Annotated in this window: 19 protein-coding genes; 16 read left to right on the top strand and 3 right to left on the bottom strand. The window is 73.6% G+C overall.

Going from position 1 to position 17,151, the window contains the following annotated elements; all coding sequences use genetic code 11:
- Nucleotides 1–60: 60 nt before the first annotated feature.
- Nucleotides 61–822 carry an SDR family NAD(P)-dependent oxidoreductase gene (locus tag K1J57_RS12730; protein ID WP_220564641.1) on the top strand — a complete coding sequence of 254 codons (762 nt, stop codon included), beginning with the start codon at nt 61–63 and terminating at the stop codon, nt 820–822.
- A 73-nt stretch (nt 823–895) separates the two neighbouring features.
- Here the strand turns inward: K1J57_RS12730 and K1J57_RS12735 are convergent, their stop codons facing one another.
- Nucleotides 896–1,162, bottom strand: coding sequence for an HPr family phosphocarrier protein (locus tag K1J57_RS12735; RefSeq protein WP_220564642.1), 267 nt, complete (start codon nt 1,160–1,162; stop codon nt 896–898).
- Nucleotides 1,163–1,194: 32 nt separating this feature from the next.
- A complete protein-coding gene (locus K1J57_RS12740; RefSeq protein WP_220564643.1) occupies nt 1,195–2,148 on the bottom strand; it encodes a 1-phosphofructokinase family hexose kinase in 954 nt (317 codons plus the stop codon).
- A gap of 308 nt (nt 2,149–2,456) precedes the next feature.
- Here K1J57_RS12740 and K1J57_RS12745 point away from each other — a divergent pair, with 308 nt between their 5' ends.
- The 14 genes from K1J57_RS12745 (at nt 2,457) to K1J57_RS12810 (ending at nt 15,541) form a co-directional block, all read left to right on the top strand.
- Complete coding sequence (locus K1J57_RS12745) at nt 2,457–3,218, top strand: DeoR/GlpR family DNA-binding transcription regulator (RefSeq protein ID WP_220564644.1); 762 nt, start codon at nt 2,457–2,459, stop codon at nt 3,216–3,218.
- A gap of 139 nt (nt 3,219–3,357) precedes the next feature.
- On the top strand, nt 3,358–4,473 hold the full coding sequence (gene mtlA / locus K1J57_RS12750; RefSeq protein ID WP_220564645.1) for a PTS mannitol transporter subunit IICB: 1,116 nt from the start codon (nt 3,358–3,360) through the stop codon (nt 4,471–4,473).
- Nucleotides 4,470–4,778: a PTS lactose transporter subunit IIB gene (locus K1J57_RS12755; protein ID WP_220564646.1), complete on the top strand. Its 309-nt coding sequence runs from the start codon at nt 4,470–4,472 to the stop codon at nt 4,776–4,778. Before mtlA ends, K1J57_RS12755 begins: the two co-directional genes overlap by 4 nt.
- A complete protein-coding gene (locus K1J57_RS12760) occupies nt 4,768–5,223 on the top strand; it encodes a PTS sugar transporter subunit IIA (protein ID WP_220564647.1) in 456 nt (151 codons plus the stop codon). Before K1J57_RS12755 ends, K1J57_RS12760 begins: the two co-directional genes overlap by 11 nt.
- Before the next feature lie 201 nt (nt 5,224–5,424).
- Complete coding sequence (locus K1J57_RS12765; RefSeq protein ID WP_220564648.1) at nt 5,425–6,465, top strand: zinc-dependent dehydrogenase; 1,041 nt, start codon at nt 5,425–5,427, stop codon at nt 6,463–6,465.
- A 115-nt stretch (nt 6,466–6,580) separates the two neighbouring features.
- Nucleotides 6,581–8,260 (top strand): phosphoenolpyruvate--protein phosphotransferase, encoded by a 1,680-nt coding sequence (ptsP, locus tag K1J57_RS12770; RefSeq protein ID WP_220564649.1) that lies wholly within the window; start codon nt 6,581–6,583, stop codon nt 8,258–8,260.
- Nucleotides 8,261–9,028: 768 nt separating this feature from the next.
- Nucleotides 9,029–10,003 (top strand): LysR family transcriptional regulator, encoded by a 975-nt coding sequence (locus tag K1J57_RS12775; RefSeq protein ID WP_220564650.1) that lies wholly within the window; start codon nt 9,029–9,031, stop codon nt 10,001–10,003.
- A gap of 309 nt (nt 10,004–10,312) precedes the next feature.
- On the top strand, nt 10,313–11,446 hold the full coding sequence (locus K1J57_RS12780) for an ABC transporter substrate-binding protein (RefSeq protein WP_220564651.1): 1,134 nt from the start codon (nt 10,313–10,315) through the stop codon (nt 11,444–11,446).
- Nucleotides 11,443–12,294 carry an ABC transporter permease gene (locus K1J57_RS12785; RefSeq protein WP_220564652.1) on the top strand — a complete coding sequence of 284 codons (852 nt, stop codon included), beginning with the start codon at nt 11,443–11,445 and terminating at the stop codon, nt 12,292–12,294. The genes K1J57_RS12780 and K1J57_RS12785 overlap by 4 nt, the downstream gene beginning before the upstream one ends.
- Nucleotides 12,294–13,166, top strand: coding sequence for an ABC transporter permease (locus K1J57_RS12790; protein WP_255647017.1), 873 nt, complete (start codon nt 12,294–12,296; stop codon nt 13,164–13,166). Before K1J57_RS12785 ends, K1J57_RS12790 begins: the two co-directional genes overlap by 1 nt.
- Complete coding sequence (locus K1J57_RS12795) at nt 13,163–13,945, top strand: ABC transporter ATP-binding protein (RefSeq protein ID WP_220564653.1); 783 nt, start codon at nt 13,163–13,165, stop codon at nt 13,943–13,945. Before K1J57_RS12790 ends, K1J57_RS12795 begins: the two co-directional genes overlap by 4 nt.
- Nucleotides 13,935–14,270, top strand: coding sequence for a hypothetical protein (locus K1J57_RS12800; RefSeq protein WP_220564654.1), 336 nt, complete (start codon nt 13,935–13,937; stop codon nt 14,268–14,270). The genes K1J57_RS12795 and K1J57_RS12800 overlap by 11 nt, the downstream gene beginning before the upstream one ends.
- On the top strand, nt 14,267–15,019 hold the full coding sequence (locus K1J57_RS12805; protein WP_255647018.1) for an SDR family NAD(P)-dependent oxidoreductase: 753 nt from the start codon (nt 14,267–14,269) through the stop codon (nt 15,017–15,019). Before K1J57_RS12800 ends, K1J57_RS12805 begins: the two co-directional genes overlap by 4 nt.
- A gap of 24 nt (nt 15,020–15,043) precedes the next feature.
- Nucleotides 15,044–15,541 (top strand): 2,4'-dihydroxyacetophenone dioxygenase family protein, encoded by a 498-nt coding sequence (locus tag K1J57_RS12810; RefSeq protein ID WP_220564655.1) that lies wholly within the window; start codon nt 15,044–15,046, stop codon nt 15,539–15,541.
- Nucleotides 15,542–15,620: 79 nt separating this feature from the next.
- On the opposite strand, the gene K1J57_RS12815 is transcribed toward K1J57_RS12810, so the two are convergent.
- Nucleotides 15,621–16,811 carry an MFS transporter gene (locus K1J57_RS12815; protein ID WP_220564656.1) on the bottom strand — a complete coding sequence of 397 codons (1,191 nt, stop codon included), beginning with the start codon at nt 16,809–16,811 and terminating at the stop codon, nt 15,621–15,623.
- Between the two features lie 151 nt (nt 16,812–16,962).
- On the opposite strand from K1J57_RS12815, the gene K1J57_RS12820 reads away from it, so the two are divergent.
- Nucleotides 16,963–17,124 (top strand): hypothetical protein, encoded by a 162-nt coding sequence (locus K1J57_RS12820; protein WP_220564657.1) that lies wholly within the window; start codon nt 16,963–16,965, stop codon nt 17,122–17,124.
- Nucleotides 17,125–17,151: the final 27 nt, after the last annotated feature.

The raw sequence follows: 17,151 nt of genomic DNA on the forward strand, positions 1-17,151 counted from the left end.
CTCCGCCCGGCGGGCCCGGATACGCTCGGCGCGACAGCGAAACCGCAGGAGGATGACCACATGACAGCGACCGCCGTCGTCACCGGTGCCAGCAGCGGTATCGGCGCCGCCACCGCCCGGGGCCTGGCCGCCCGGGGGTACGACGTGGTGCTCGTGGCCCGCCGCGCCGACCGCGTCGAGGAGCTGGCCGCCGAACTCGTCAAGGAGGGGCACAGCGCCCGCGCGTACGTCCTCGACGTCACCGACCGCGACGCCGTGGACGCCTTCGCCGCCGGGCTGCCCTCCTGCGACGTCCTGGTGAACAACGCGGGCGGCGCCATCGGGACCGAGACCGTCGCCGCCGCCGACCCCGCCGACTGGCGCGCCATGTACGAGGTCAACGTGCTCGGTGTGCTCAACATGACCCAGGCCCTGCTGCCGAAGCTCATCGGGAGCGGCGCGGGCACCGTCCTGGTGGTCAGCTCCGTGGCCGGACACGTCGTCTACGAGGGCGGCGGCGGATACGTCGCCGCCAAGCACGGCGCCCACACGCTGGCCGCCACCCTGCGCCTGGAGCTGTGCGGGCAGCCCGTCCGGGTCCTGGAGATCGCCCCGGGCATGGTCAAGACCGAGGAGTTCTCCCTCAACCGGCTGCGCGGCGACGCCGACGCGGCGGAGGCCGTCTACGAGGGCGTGCCCGACCCGCTCAGCGCGGAGGACGTCGCCGACACCATCGTGTGGGCGGTCACCCGGCCGCCGCACGTCAACATCGACCTGATGGTGGTCCGCCCGCGGGCCCAGGCCGCCCAGCACAAGGTCCACCGGGTGAAGCGGGAGGGCTGACCCGGCCCCGTACACGGCGGCGCCCGCCGCGCAGGACCCTGCGCGGCGGGCGCCGCCGTGAGCGTTCCGGGGTTCAGGCGTCCAGTTCGGAGGCCAGCAGCTCGGCCAGGGAGTCCAGGGCGGCGTCGGCGCCCTCGCCCTCGGCGGCGATGGTCACCTCGTCTCCGTGCCCGACCCCCAGGGTCATCACGGCGAGCAGGCTGCCCGCGTTCACCGGGTCCTTGCCCGCCGCGGCGACGGTCACGGGCAGGCCGGTGGCGGTGGCCGCCTGGACGAAGAGGGTGGCGGGTCGCGCGTGCAGTCCTTGGGCGGAACCGACGGCTACGGTGCGCTGGGGCATCTGCTGCTCCTTGTGAGGGGTGGACGGACCGGTCAGGGCCGGTCGGCGAGCGAGTCGAGGGGCCGGGAGGGGTCGGGTTCGGACACCACCTCGACGGCGTCCGGCTCGACGTCGTCGGGGGCGGGGATGGTCGTTCCGGGCAGGGACACCGCCGCGGTCCCCCAGGCCACCGCGTTGCGCAGGCGGTCGACCGGGGAGTCGGCGGGGGTGAGGAACCCGGCGAGGGCGCAGTCGCCCGCGCCCACGGTGCTGCGGGTGCGGACCCGGGGGCCGCGCGCCCACCACGTGTGTTCGGGCCCCACGAGTATGGCACCGTGCCCGCCCAGGGTCACGAGGGCGGAGCCGTTGCCGTGGGAGAGGAGCTCCCGGGCGGCGGCGGCGACCTCGCCGACGGTGGCGGGGGTGCGCCCGGTCAGCTCCGACAGCTCTTCCAGGTTGGGCTTGGCCAGGCCGATCGACCCCGCGCGCACCGCTGCCTCCAGGGGTTTGCCGGAGGTGTCCAGGGCCAGGGGCACCCCGTACCCGGCGGCCAGCCCGGCCACCCGCACGTAGAAGTCCTCGCCCGCGCCCGCCGGCAGGCTTCCGCTGGCCACGATCCATTCCGGGCGCTGCGCCAGCTCGTCCTCCAGGACGGCCAGCAGGGTGTCGGCCTCGGAGGGGGAGAGGGTGGGGCCCGGGGCGTTGACCTTGGTGGTGGTGCCGTCGGCCTCGGTGATCGCGATGTTGGCGCGGGTCTCGCCCTCGATGGGGACGGTGAGCCGCGGCAGGTCGCCGAGCAGGGCGGTGAGTTCGGCACCGCCGCCCCCGCCGACCGGGAGGATCGCACGCGTTTCCACGCCGGCCAGGTGCAGGGCCCGGGCGACGTTGACGCCCTTTCCGCCCGCCTGGGCGCGTGTGGCGTCGACCCGCAGGACCTCGCCCCGGATGAGGCGGTCCACCTCCAGGGTGTGGTCCACGCTCGGGTTGGGGGTGAGGGTCAGGATCATGGGAGCTCTTTTCGCGGTCGCTGCGCCCGGCCCGGTCCGGATGTTGGACTGCCTTTGATTATGTGTGTTCGTCTGCGTGTGTCAACACGGTTGTCCTCTGGTTTCCGGTTCGATGACCGGCTCCGGGGCGTGGCCGCCGAGGGTGCCGAGGCGTGCGGCCAGTGGCGATAGGGGTTCCGTGTCCTGGCGGCGGTGGCCGGATGTGGTCGTGGGGCCTTACTGGGATATTGGAGGAAGGTACCCCTTGTGTGTCCCAGGCAACACGATTAAACTCACCGAAAACCACACCGAAACACAGGTGATCCAACATGTACGCGGAAGAGCGCCAGCAGGCGATCCTCGAACGCGCCCGCCGGGACGGCCGGGTCGACGTGACGGGGCTCGCCGCGGAGTTCGACGTCACCTACGAGACCATCCGGCGGGACCTCACGGCGCTGGAGCGCCACGGGGTCCTGCGGCGGGTCCACGGCGGCGCGATCCCCGTCGAGCGCCTGGGCTTCGAGCCCGCGCTCAACGTGCGCGACTCCGTGATGACCCAGGAGAAGGAGCGGATCGCCAAGGCCGCGATCGAAGAACTCCCGGAGGAGGGGGCGATCCTCCTCGACGCGGGGTCCACCATCGGACGCCTCGCCGAGCAGCTGCCCGCCGACCGGGAACTCACCGTCGTCACCAACTCCCTCTCCATCGCCCTCACCCTCACCACGCGCACCAACATCAACCTGATGTTCCTCGGCGGCCGCCTGCGCACCCGGACGCAGGCCACCGTCGACGCGTGGGCCCTGAGGTCGCTGGCCGAGTCCTTCGTGGACGTCGCCTTCATGGCCACCAACGGCATCTCCGTCGAACGCGGGCTCACCACGCCCGACCCGGCGGAGGCCGAGGTGAAGCGCTCCATGATCGCCTCGGCCCGGCGCGCCGTCCTCCTCGCCGACCACACCAAGGTCGGCAACGACCACTTCGCCCGATTCGCCTCCGTCGAGGACCTGGACCTGGTCATCACCGACCAGGGTCTCGCCGGGGGCCTCGCCGACGAACTGGAGGCCGCCGGACCCTCGGTCCGGGTGGTCTGACCAGGACCGGCGCCCGTCCGACCGAGGTGCGCGGCCCCTCCCGCCGCACCTCCCCGTCCAGCCGGCCGGGCGCCCCGCCCACACCACACCACCGCAGGCGCGGCCCAGGCCCGCCGCACCTCCCAGGAGGTCCCCCAACATGTCCACCGAACAGCGGCAGAGCACGGCGCTCGCCTCGGCCCGGTCCGGAGTCCAGCGCTTCGGCGGGTTCCTCTCGGGCATGGTCATGCCCAACATCGGCGCGTTCATCGCCTGGGGCCTGATCACCGCCCTGTTCATCCCCACCGGCTGGTGGCCCAACGAGTACCTGGGCCAGCTGGTGGATCCGATGATCAAGTTCCTGCTCCCGCTGCTCATCGCCTACACCGGCGGCACCATGGTGCACGGCCAGCGCGGCGGTGTCGTCGGCGCGGCGGCCACCATGGGCGTGATCGTCTCCGCGGACATCCCGATGTTCCTGGGCGCGATGATCATGGGCCCGCTCGCCGCGTACCTCATGAAGCAGGCCGACAAGCTGATCCAGCCGCGCATCAAGGCCGGCTTCGAGATGCTCGTCAACAACTTCAGCGCGGGCATCCTCGCCGCCCTCCTCGCGGTGGTGGGCGCCTACGCCGTCGGCCCCGTCGTGGGCCGCATCGCCGACGCGCTCGGCGCCGGGGTGCAGTTCCTCATCGACAACAGCCTGCTGCCGCTCGTCTCGGTGATCGTCGAGCCCGCGAAGGTGCTGTTCCTCAACAACGCCATCAACCACGGCGTGTTCACCCCGCTGGGCACCGCCCGCTCCGCCGCCGACGGCAGCGCGATCGAGTTCCTCATCGAGACCAACCCCGGCCCCGGCCTGGGCATCCTCATCGCCTGCATGCTCTTCGGCCCGCGGATCAGCCGCGCCACCGCGCCCGGCGCGATCATCATCCACTTCTTCGGTGGAATTCACGAGATCTACTTCCCGTACATCCTCGCGCAGCCCAAGCTGATCCTGGCCGCCATCGCCGGCGGGATGTCGGGTGTGGCCACCTTCATGGTGATGGACGCGGGCCTGATCTCGGCGGCCTCCCCGGGCAGCATCATCGCCCTGATGGCCGTCACCCCGCCCGGCGGGCACCTGTCCGTCCTGGCCGGCGTCATCGTCGCCACCGCGGTGTCCTTCGTGGTCGCCTCGCTCCTGCTCGGCTTCGGCCGGGCCGAGCGCAAGGCCGCCCGCGAGGAGGCCGCCGCCCAGAAGAACTCCGCGAGCACTGAGGAGAACGTCGCATGAGCAGCATCAAGGGTTCCGATGTCAAGAAGGTCGTCGTGGCCTGCGACGCCGGGATGGGCAGCAGCGTCCTGCTGACCACCCAGCTCAGGGGCAGCCTGGGCAAGTACGGGGTGTCCGTCGAGCACGCCCCCGTGGACCGCATCCCCGAGGACGCCGACCTGGTCCTGACCCAGGAGGGCCTGGCCGCCCGCGCCCGCACCCGTGTTCCGGGCACCGTGGTCAAGGGTTTCCGGATGTTCCTGGGCGACCCCGTCTTCACCGAGGTCGAGAGCGCCATCAGGGACGGTGGCACCCTTGCCGACTGAACCCGCCCGGCTGGTCCTGACCGAGGACGCCGTCCGACTGGGCCGCACCGCGAAGGACCGGGCCGACGTCATCGACCAGTGCGGGGAACTGCTCCTGGAACTCGGCGCGGTCGACCCCGGCTACCTGCCCGCCATGCACGAGCGCGAGGCGTCGGTGTCCACCTTCCTCGGGGAGGGGGTCGCCATCCCGCACGGGACCGACCCGTCCCGGGTCCACGTCAAGAGGACCGGGCTGGCCGTGATCCAGTTCCCCGAGGGGGTCGACTGGGGCGGGTCCACCGTCCACGTCGCCATCGGCATCGCCGCGACCGGTGAGGAGCACCTGGGCATCCTCACCGCCCTGGCCGGGGTCCTGACCGACCCCGAGAAGGCCGCCCGGCTGCGCGGGGCCACCGACCCCGCCGACGTCGTCGGGCTCCTCGACCCGCCCGCCGCGGACGGCTGACCCGGCGGGCCGCCGGGGCCCGGCCGTCCTCCCCGCCCGTCCGACCACTCCCCGGACGGGCGGGGACCGTCCGTCCCACCGGCCGCCCGCCGCCCACCACCCGGACGCCCACGGCGCGGCGTCCCCGCTCACCGAAACCCACCGGTGCGGTCGTTCCCGCGCGGACGACCCCGTGCCGGACCGCATCCTGAAAGGCCGAACATGCTCGTCGCCCGCTTCTACGCACCCGGTGACCTCCGCCTCGAACAGGCACCTGAGCCCACCGCAGGACCCGGGCAGCTCAAGATCGCCGTCGTCAACTGCTCCACCTGCGGTACCGACGTCAAGATCTTCCGCCACGGGCACCACCACATCGACCCGCCCCGGGTCATCGGCCACGAGATCGCCGGCCGCGTCGTCGAGGTCGGCGACGGGGTGGAGGGCTGGGCCGAGGGCGACCGGGTCCAGATCATCGCCGCCATCCCGTGCGGCACCTGCGCCGAGTGCGGCGACGGCCGGTTCACCGTGTGCTCGCGCCAGCAGTCCATGGGCTACCACTACGACGGCGGCTTCGCCGAGTACATGGTCGTCCCCGAGGCGGTGCTGGCCGTCGACGGCGTCAACCGCATCCCCGAGGGCCTGGACTACGCCGAGGCCTCCGTCGCCGAACCGCTCGCCTGCGTCCTCAACGGCCAGGAGATCGCCGGGGTCGGCGAGGGCGACACCGTCGTGGTCATGGGCGCCGGGCCCATCGGCTGCCTGCACGTCCGCCTGGCCCGCGCCAAGGGCGCGAAGAAGGTGTACCTGGTGGACGTCAACCGGGGCCGCCTGGACATGTCCGCGCGGATCGTCGGGCCCGACGCCGCCATCTGCGGCGAGGAGGTCGACGCGGTGGAGGAGGTGCTGCGCCTGACCGACGGCCGCGGCGCGGACGTGGTCATCACCGCCGCCGCCTCCGGCCGCGCCCAGGAGGACGCCCTGAAGATGGTCGCCCGCAGCGGCCGGATCAGCTTCTTCGGCGGGCTGCCCAAGGACAACCCGATCATCTCCCTGGACTCCAACCTCGTCCACTACCGGGAGATCTCCATCTTCGGCGCCAACGGCTCCAGCCCCGAGCACAACAAGCGCGCCCTGGAGCTCATCGCCTCCGGCGCCGTGCCCGTCGCCGACCTGATCACCGAGCGGATGGCGCTGTCCGACGTGCACAAGGCCATCGAGACCGTGGCCGCCGGGACCGCCATCAAGGTGACCATCCAGCCCTGACCCGTCCACAGGCCGGGAGTAGGGGCTACCGAGATCGGCCCCGCTGGGGTTCCCTGTTAGGGGGACCCCTCCCGGCCCGCCCCGGCCCACCCACTCACCGACCCACGGAGCGACCATGGCGCACACCCGATCCCTCTCCTCCCTCGGCGGCATCCCGGCGGCGCCGGGCGCGGCGGTCGGCCCGGTGGCGCGCATGGCGCCCCCGCCGCGCCTGCCCGACCACCGCCCCGCGGCGGGGGACCCCGGCGCCGAGGCGGAGGCCGCCCGCGCGTCCCTGGAGGAGGTGGCGGCCGGGCTCGACGCCCAGGCCGCCGGCCTCGGCGGAGAGGCCGCGGCGGTGCTCGGCGCCCAGGCCCTGATGGCCCGCGACCCCGAGCTGGCCCGCCGGGTCGGCGAGCGGGCCGCCGCGGGCGACCCGGCCGCCTGGGCGGTGCACGCCGCCTGCGAGACCTACCGCGACCTGCTCAAGGCCGCCGGCGGCTACCTCGCCGAGCGCGCCGCCGACCTCGCCGACATCCGCGACCGGGCGGTGGCCCTGCTGCTGGGGCTGCCCATGCCGGGCCTGCCGGACCCGGGCGTCCCGCACGTGCTGGTCGCCGACGACCTCGCCCCCGCCGACACCGTCCACCTGGACCCGGCCAGGGTCCTGGGGATCGTCACCCGGTACGGCGGGCCCACCAGCCACACCGTCATCCTCTCCCGCTCGCTGGGCATCCCGGCGGTGGTCGGCTGCGGGGGAGCCGACACCCTCGCCGACGGCACGGTGGTGGCGGTCGACGGCGACACGGGCTCCGTGGTCGCCGACCCGGACGAGGCCCTCGTGCAGCGGGTGCGCCGGCGCGCCGAGCAGCGGCGCGCCCTGGCGGAGTCGGCCACCGGGCCGGGGGCCACCGCCGACGGGGTGTCCGTCCCGCTGCTGCTCAACATCGGGGAGGGGGACCCGGAGTCGGCCGCCGCCCACGACAGCGAGGGGGTGGGGCTGCTGCGCACCGAGTTCCTGTTCCTGGACCGCACCGAGCCGCCCACCCGCGAGGAGCAGACCGCCTCCTACATCCGGCTGTTCTCGGCCTTCTCCGGGCGCCCGATCACCGTGCGCACCCTGGACGCGGGCTCGGACAAGCCGCTGGCCTTCGTCCCGATGGGCGCGGAGGACAACCCGGCTCTCGGGGTGCGCGGCTACCGCACCGCCCGGATGCACCGCGAGCTGCTGGTGGACCAGCTCGCCGCCATCGCGGCGGCGACCAAGGAGACCGGGGCCGACGTCCGGGTGATGGCGCCGATGGTGTCCACGCCCAGGGAGGCGGGGGAGTTCGCCGACCTCGCCCGCGCCCAGGGGGTGACCCGGGTGGGGGTGATGATCGAGGTCCCCGCCGCGGCGCTGCTCGCCGACCGGCTGCTGTACGAGGTGGACTTCGTGTCCATCGGCACCAACGACCTCGCCCAGTACACGATGGCCGTCGACCGCACCCTGGGCTCGCTGCCGGACCTGCTGGACCCGTGGCAGCCGGCGCTGCTGTCCCTGATCGGCACCGTGGGCAAGGCGGGCGACCACCTGGGCGTCCCGGTGGGCGTGTGCGGTGAGGCCGCCGCCGACCCGCTGCTGGCCCTGGTCCTGGTGGGCCTGGGGGCGACGAGCCTGTCGATGTCGGCCCCCGCCCTGCCGGGGGTGCGCCACGCCCTGGCCGGCCACAGCCTGGACGAGTGCCGCCGCCTGGCCCACCTCGCCCTGGCGGCCGCGGGGGCGGGCCAGGCCCGTGAGGCCGTCCGGTCGGCCGCCCGCACCGAGACGCCGTGACCGCCGCTGCGGCGGGGGAGCGGGCCCCGTCGCAGCGGCCGGACGCTGTGGCCGTGCCCCCGCCGCAGCCCCGCCCCCCGCGCCCGGACGCCGGACCGCTCCGGCGGTCGTGTCGGCGGCCTCCGCCCGGGGCGGTGTCCCGGGGCCGGACCGCACCACGGCCCGTTCCGGTGAACGTGCCTGCCGCCTCTGCCCGGGGCGGTGGTCCGGTCGTGCCGTGGTGAACAGGGCGCCGGGGACGTTCCCCCGGGGCCGGACTGCACCACGGCCCGTTCCGGCCGCCTCCGCCCGGGTGGGCGCGCGGTGGTGAGGAGGGCTCCGGCAACGGGCCACCGGGGGCGTGTCCCGGACGCCGGACCGCTCCGGCCTCTCCGCGCGGGGAGGAGTCCCGGGGGCGGACCCTGCCGCGCGCCGTTCCGGCCGCGGAGCCCCCACCGCCCCCGATGGGCGGTGGACCCCGATCGTCGCGGTGGTGCGACCCGGCCGTGGGACCGGCCCGGGGCACCGGCCGCGACCCGGGGCGCCGTTCGCCTGACCGGGCGGCGCCCCCGCGGCGGGGGCGGCCTGGAAACCGCTCCCGCCGCCTCTGATCAGCGGTTCGGCGGGGAACGGCGGGCCGGATGGGAGTATCAGGAGAACCAATAGTCCGGGGGGAAATGGTACTCGGTTCCCTGTGTCGAGGGTTACACCCTGTTTTTGGGTGTATACGCGTTTTGTATCCTGCGTAACACCAGCCCCAGCGACAACTTTATACGGGAGCGAATCCGCATGCTCGACACGGACATACGTCTGGAATGGTTCGTATCCTTCCTGGCCGTGATCGACACCGGGAGTTTCGTCGCCGCAGCCGAGTCCACCCGGCGGTCCCAGCCCCGGGTGAGTCAGCACGTGGCGGCACTGGAACGGGAGATCGGACAACCCCTCTTCGACCGAAAGAAGCGCCCGGTCCGGCTCACCGAGGCGGGCGCGGCCCTGGCCGTGCAGGCCCGCAACGTCCTCCACGCCCTGGAGGAGGCGGAGTCGGCGATGGCGCCCTGGCGCGGCGGCGCCCTGGGCATCGTCTCGCTGGGCTCCTACCCCAGTGTCAGCGCGGCCTTCGTCCCCGACCTGCTGCGCGACCTGGCCGACCGTGAGCCCGACATCAGGGTGATCCTGTCCGAGCGCGCCACCCTGGAGCTGGACGAGGCCCTCATCGCCGGCGACGTCGACCTCTACCTGCGGCCCATGCTCCCCCGGCCCGCCTCGGAGTCCGTCAACTGCCTGCCCCTGTGGCGCGAGCCCCTGGTGGTCGTGCACGCCGAGGGCCACCCGCTGGACCTGGTCCCCGACCCCGTCCCGCTGGACGAGGTGGCCGCGCACCCCATCGTCTCGATCGGCCGCCTGGACGCCCCGGAGACCTCCGAGTTCGAGACCTACCAGGTGTTCCGCGACCACGGGCTGGCCATAGAGCCGGTCCAGGCCACCAACCAGCCCCAGACGCTGGTGTCCCTGGTCGCCCGGGGGATCGGCGTCGGCGTCACCAACTGGCTGGCGGCCCACACGGCCGACACCACCGGGGTCCGGGTGCGGTCGCTGGCCGGGGCGCCCGAGCGCGGCGTGGCCGTGTGCTGGGACTCCACCCGGCCCCTCACCCCCGCCGCGCGGATCGTCCTGAAGGAGATCTCGGAGAGGAAGGTTCCCGAGGGAACCATTCGTATCCCGAATAAAGCGGGTGTCCGGCGCGAGGTCCCCAGGCCCCGCTGAGCCCCTCTCCGCAGGTCCGCGCCGTCAGTATTCGGCTTGCTGATATCCCCATAAGGGAATTGCTCTTAACGGTCCCCCCGATATCTCGGTACGGTCGTGGGCGACGGCGCGAGGAGGATTCGCCAGGTCACCACCCTGACCCGCCCCCCGCACCTAAACCCACCCCGTCCCTTCCCCGACCCCCTGCGTTCCGGCCCTGTCGCGTTCTCCGAGCCGGGCGACCTCCCCAGGTCCCCCGCCCGTTCGCGGACGCGTCGTCCCCGTGCGCCCGCGCGAGGGTGTTCGGTCGAGCGAACCGGAAGTTGTCCCATGCCCCGACCCCTTCTTGCCCCCCTCGCCCTCGCGAGCACGCTCGTCCTACTGGCCACGGCCTGCTCCGGAGGATCCACCGTCGACGACGCGGTGGAGGGCGCGGCCGAGCCCGTCAGCGGCTCGCTGAACGCCGGCTACGTCTCGGCCATCGACCAGATCGGCCTCCCCGTCGGCACCGAACTCGGCCTGTTCGAGGAGCAGGGCCTCGACGTCACGCTCGCCGACCCGTTCCCCACCGGCGTGGACGCCATCAACGCCCTGTCCGCGGGGGAGGTCGACATCATCCAGGTCGGCGTCCCCGCCCTGGCCGCCGCCCAGGAGGGCGTGGAGCTGGCCCTGGTCGGCAACTACACCGGCTCCGCGGTCCAGCGCAGCGTGGACGAGACGGCCGCGATGGTCGCCGTCGAGGACTCCGGCATCGACCCCGAGGACCTGAGCACCCTCGAGGGCGCCACGATCGCCACCACCTTCGGTTCCATCAACCACCTGTACCTGCTGGGCCTCCTCAAGGACCTGCGGATCGACGTGGAGGACGTGGAACTGGTCAACACCGCCCCGCCGGACATGCCGGTCGCCCTGGAGACCGGCGGCGCGGACGCCGCGGTCATCTGGGACCCCTGGCCGATCACCATCCAGGACCAGGTCGAGGGCACCTACGAGGTGGTCCGCGGCGGCGGCTACATCCCCTTCATCGGGTACATCGTCACCACCCCGCAGTACCTGGAGGAGAACCCGGAGCTGGTCGAGGCCTTCCTCACCGGCCGCGCCGCCGCCGACCAGTGGATCCGGGAGAACCCCGAGGACGCCGCGGACTCCGCCTCCCGGTGGCTGACCGGCACCGACCCCGAGGTCGCCCTGGCCGCCATGGAGTACAACGTCGAGCAGCTCGACGCCCGCTTCTCCTCCTGCAACTACCTGGCGATGGACACCGTCGCCCTCCTGCTGGAGGAGCAGGAGGCCCTGGAGTACGCCTTCGACATCAACGAGCTGTTCGTCCCGGGCCCGATCCTGTCGGTGGAGGAGAAGAACCCGGAGCTCTTCTCCGACCTGGCCGAGGTGCCCACCGACGCCCGCATCGAGGCCGACTACACGTTCATCCGCGAGGTAGCGCAGAACTCGTGCGCGGTATGAGCGAAACCCCCGTCCGGGGCACCGCCCCGGCGGCGCCCCGTCCCGGTGCGGCCGTTCCACGCCGCGGCCGCACCGGGTCGTGGGCCGCGGACCTCGCCTGGTTCGTGGTCCCGCTGGCGGTCCTGGTGGCCCTGTGGGCGGCGGCCGTCGCCGCCACCGGGGTCCCCCCGCGGGTCTTCCCCCAGGTCACGGATGTGGCCCGGGCCCTGTGGGACATGGCCGTCAGCGGCGAGCTGGCCCGGCACCTGGGCGCCAGCCTCTACCGGGTCATGGTGGGCTCGGTGATCGCCGTCGCCACCGCCCTGCCCTTCGGGATCGCCCTGGGCGCCAGCCGCGCCCTGTCGGCGTTCTTCTCGCCGCTGCTGCGGTTCTCGGTGGCGCTGGCGGGCATCGCCTGGATCCCCATCGCCACCCTGTGGCTGGGCTACGGCGACGGCGCGGTGATCTTCATCGTCTGGAACGCGATGTTCTTCGCGCTCGCCTACAACACCATGCTGGGCGTGCGCCGCATCCCGACCTCGCTGCTGCGCTCGGCCCGCTCCCTGGGGGCGGGTCCGTGGCGGCTCTTCTGGGAGGTGCTGCTGCCCGGGGCGATGCCCAGCGTCATCTCGGGCCTGCGCATCGGCCTGGGCTACGGCTGGCGCGGCCTGGTCGCGGCGGAGATCATCGCGACCCACGCCGGCCTGGGCTACACGCTCTTCCTGGCCCAGACCTCGTTCTCGACCGACGTCATCATCGCCGCGATGGTGATCATCGGCGTCCTGTGGCTCTGCACGGACCGGCTGCTGCTCGCCCCGCTCGAACGGCGCACGGTCCGGCGCTGGGGCATGACCTCCGGGGAGGGGTGATGGCGGTGCGCTCCGCCGAACGCACGCGGCCGCCGGGTCCCGGCCGGCCCGCCCGCGCCCCGGCCCCGCCGCTGAGGCGGCTGTGGCTGCGGCTGACCCGCAGCCCGGTCTTCCGCACGCTGGGGCCCTTCGTCCCCGTGGTCGCCCTGTGGTGGCTGATCGCGGAGCTGGAGGTGTTCCCGCCCGCGTTCTTCGTCGGCCCCGACAGGGTGGTCGCCGAGTTCGCCGAGCTGCTCCGCAAGGGCGTGCTGCCCGGCTACCTGTCCGACTCGCTGGAGCGCCTGGGCTACGGCGCCGGGTTCGGCCTGCTCATCGGCATCCCCATGGGGTTCCTGACGGCGCTGTCCCTGCGGGTGCGCAAGGCGCTGTGGCCGGTCCTGCTGTTCTTCCAGGCGATCGCCGACATCGCCTGGCTGCCGATCGTCATCGTCTGGTTCGGGTTCAGCCTGACCTCGGTCACGTTCGTCATCGTCTACACGGTCGTGTTCCCGCTCATGCTCGCCGTGGTCTCCGGGGTCGAGCAGGTGCCCCGGGAGCTGGTGCTGGCGGCCCGCTCGCTGGGCGCCGGACGCCTGCGGGTGTTCTGGGAGGTGACCGTGCCGGGCGCGCTGCCGTCCATCGCCACCGGTGTGCGCACCGGGCTGGGCTACGGGTGGCGGGCGCTGGTGGCCGCCGAGATCATCGTCGGCACCAGCGGAATCGGGTTCATGATGTTCGACGCCCGCCGGGTAGGGGACGTGAGCCAGGTCTTCCTCGGCATGGTCGTGCTGGGGATCCTCTGGTACATGCTCGACGCCCTCATCCTGGCGCCGTTCGAGAAGGCCACCGTGGAACGGTGGGGATTGGTGCGCGGCATGGAGGACGACGGATGACCGCCCTGGTGATCGACCACCTGGAGAAGACCTACACCGACGCCTACACCGGGGACGAGGTCGTGGCCATCGGCGACGTCTCCTTCTCGGTGTCCGAGGGCGAGTTCGTGTCCGTCCTGGGCCCCAGCGGCTGCGGCAAGACCACCGTCCTGAACACGGTCGCCGGGTTCGTCCGGCCCACCTCGGGAACGGTGTCCGTGGCCGGGAACCCGGTCACCGGACCGGGCCCCGACCGGGGCGTCGTCTTCCAGAACCACGCCCTGTTCCCGTGGAAGACCGTGCTCGGCAACGTGGTCTTCGGCCTGCGCATGAAGGGCATGTCCCGGCGCGAGCGCGAGGAGCGCGGCCGCGAGCACCTGGCCCTGGTCGGCCTCGAGGGCTTCGAGCGCCGCTACCCGCACGAGCTGTCCGGCGGCATGCGCCAGCGCCTCGGGGTTGCCCGGGTGCTGGCCACCGAGCCCGCCGTGATGCTCATGGACGAGCCGTTCGCCAGCATCGACGCCCAGACCCGGCGCCGCCTCCAGGAGGACCTCACCCGGATCTTCGAGTCCCGCCGCCCCACGGTGTTCTTCGTGACCCACGACATCGACGAGGCGGTGTTCCTCTCCGACCGGATCGTCGTCCTGTCGGGGCGGCCCAGCACGGTCCGGGAGATCGTCGACGTCGAGCTGCCCCGGCCCCGGTCCTGGGACGCGGCCGTGGACGACCCGGGGTTCCGTGCCACCGTCGCCCACGTCAACGGCCTGCTGGCCGAGGGCGAGGCGGCCGATGTGGAGTAGAGCGGCGGCCTCGCCCACCCTGCGCCGGATCGCCGTCCTCGTCCTGGCGGTCCTGCTCTACCAGGGCTGGCTCACCTTCCAGGCGGTCGGCAAGGCCGAGCCCGGGCTGGGCGACAGCCCCGACGAGCGCGGCCGCTTCCCGGTGGACGTGGTCCTGGGCTTCCCGCCCGAGCGGTACCACATCCTGCGGTTGCAGGACCACGGCCGGATCGCCGGGACCGACGGCACCACCGTCCACCTGCGCGGGGTGTCCCCCGCCGGGGTGGACGCCCTGGCCCGCGAGTACTGGATCGACGCGCTCGCCATTCCCGAGGAGGAGCGTTGACCCCCGACGCCCCCCACCACCCCCGAGAGGAGCCCATGGCCGAGAACCCCTCCCCGGCCGTCGTCGTGGTCGGCGGGACCAGCGGCATCGGGGCGGCCGTCGCCGCCCGGTTCGCCGCCCGCGGCCACCGGGTCGCGGCCTGCGGTCTGCGCGCCGCCGACGCACCGGCCGACCTGCGCGGGAACGCCGAGGTCACCGAGCTCGACGTCACCGCGCCCGGTGCGATCGAGGAGTACCTGGCGGCCTTCGCCGAGGTCTCGGTGCTGGTCAACGCGGTCGGCGTGATCCGCCGCCGCGAGGAGTTCGACCCGGCCGTGTTCGCCAGGGTCATCGAGGTCAACCTCGTCTCGGTCATGCGGGCCTGCACCGCTGCACGGCCCGCCCTGGCCGCGGCGGGCGGCAGCGTCGTCAACGTCGCCTCGATGCTGAGCTTCTTCGGCGGCCCCCTGGTGCCCGGCTACACCGCCAGCAAGGGCGGCGTCGCCCAGCTCACCCGCTCCCTGGCCGTGGCCTGGGCGGCCGACGGCATCCGGGTCAACGCCGTCGCGCCGGGGTGGATCAGCACCGACCTGACCGGCGGCATCCGCACCGACCCCGCCGCCGAGGCCCGGATCCTGGACCGCACGCCCATGGGCCGCTGGGGGACCCCCGCCGAGGTCGCGGGCGCGGTGGAGTTCCTGTGCGGGCCCGACGCCGGGTTCATCACCGGCATCGTCCTGCCCGTCGACGGCGGCTACCTGGCCGCCTGACCCCCTTCAGAGAAAGGCGCAGCCGTGCCCGACAACTCTCCCGTCATCTCCCAGTCCGTCGGCATCCCCGACGAGATCGCGGTCGCCGCGGTCCCGGAGGACCCGCGCGTATGGGTGCCGCAGGCGCCCAACGTGTGGTTCCGGCCGCTGATGCTCAACACCGTCACCGGGCAGTGGTGCAACCTGCTCAAGGTCACCGCCTCGGGGATCGTCTCCCGCCACCGCCACCCCGGCGCCGTGTTCGGGTACGTCATCGAGGGCCGCTGGCACTACTACGAGCACGACTGGGTGGCCGAGGCCGGGCACTTCGTCTACGAGCCGCCCGGCGAGATCCACACCCTGGCGGTCCCGGAGGACTGCGACCACATGGTCACCTTCTTCAACATCACCGGCGCGATGGTCTACGTCGACGAGAACGGTGCCCAGACCGGGTACGAGGACGTCTTCACCAAGATCGAGATGGCCCGCGCCCACTACGCCTCGGTGGGGCTGGACGGCTATCTGGAGCCGTTCATCCGTTGAGCCGGGGGCGGTCCGGGGGCGGGTGGGATCCCCCCGGGCCGAGGACCGGTTCCGGGGTGGTGGGATCCCCCGGAGCCGGTCATCTCCGCATGCCCGGAGTGAGCGCGTACACCGCCGCGCACGCGGCCGCGCACAGCAGTCCGCCCACGGCCATCGCGGCCCCCGCGCCCAGCAGCGGGGCGACCAGCCCGGCGCGGAAGTTCCCCAGGTCGGGGCCGGCCACACCGACCGCCTGCTCCAGGGCGCTCACACGGCCGCGGACGCTCTCGGGGACGGAGGCCTGCACGAGGGTGCCCCGGCTCACCACCGACCAGGTGTCGGCGGCGCCCGCCACCGCCAGTGAGGCCAGCAGCACCGCCAGGTGTCCGCTGAGCCCGGCACAGGCCAGGGCCAGGCCCCACACGCACGCGCTCACGGCCATCGCCGTACCGGGGCGGCCGTACCGGGTGACGGCCCCGCTGAACGCCAGCCCCGCCACACCGCCCACCGCGACGGCGCTGCCGAACAGGCCCAGGGTGGCCGGGTCGCCGCCGAACCTCTCCTGGTTGATCGCGGGGAACAGCGCCACCGGCATCGCCAGCACGGTGGCGGCCAGGTCCGTCAACAGGGCTCCGCGCACCGGCGGTGTCCGCACCGCGTACCGCAGCCCCTCGGCCATCGCCCCGAACCCCCGCGAGCGGCCCGCGGGAGGGACCGACAGCCCGCGCAGCCCGTACAGGGAGGCCGCGCTGCCCGCGATGTTGACCAGGAAGCACACTTCGCCCCCCGCCGCCGAGGCGAGCAGCCCGGCCAGGGCGGGTCCCGCGAGCATCCCCAGCTGGAGGGCCAGGCCGTTCAGGGCGATCGCGGGGGCGATGAGCCGGTCGCCGACCAGGGCGGGGACCATGGCCTGGCGCGCGGAGCGGCCCACTGCCAGGAGGACGGCGTTCAACCCCATCATCGCCAGGACCGCCGCCGCGGACCCCAGGTACGCGGCCGTCGCCAGGGCCACCGCCGCCGCGCACTGCGCGACGAGCGCGGCCCGGGCCAGCCGGGCGCGGTCGACGGTGTCGATGAACGCCATCCCGACGGGCACGGCCACGAACCACGCCACCGCGCCCACCAGGCCCAGCGCGCCCACCATCACCGTCGAGCGGGTCAGCTCCCACAGTGTGAAGGTCGCGGCGAACATCGTGAACTGGAGGGTCAGCGACGCGAGGGACGACCCGATCCAGAACCGGCGGAAGGGCGGTGCCTCCCGCAGCGGCGTCACGTCCAGCAGGAACCTCATCGCGGCGCCGAGGTGAGGCCGGGGGAGGCCAGGGGGGAGGGCATGCGCTCATCGTAGGAGCCCGCGCCGCCCCCCGGAAGGCGCTGCTAGCCTTTCCCGGCCGCCGGCGCCCGGTCGGCGGACCATCCTCCCACCCGATGGGGAATCGCCCGTGCGCGAACCCGTCCCGGTGGTCGAGCCGGGGCCGCTCACGACGGGGGCCGGGAGCCCCCTGTTCGGCCGGGGCGCCGCCTTCGACCCGCGCGTGTGGAAGCCGGTGGACCACACCGTCCTGGACAGCGGCGCGCTGTTCCCCACCTACGACCGGGCCTGACGCGCGGCGGTCCCCGCCCCCGGACCC

It is taken from the genome of Nocardiopsis sp. MT53, assembly GCF_019598965.1.
Classification (GTDB): domain Bacteria; phylum Actinomycetota; class Actinomycetes; order Streptosporangiales; family Streptosporangiaceae; genus Nocardiopsis; species Nocardiopsis changdeensis.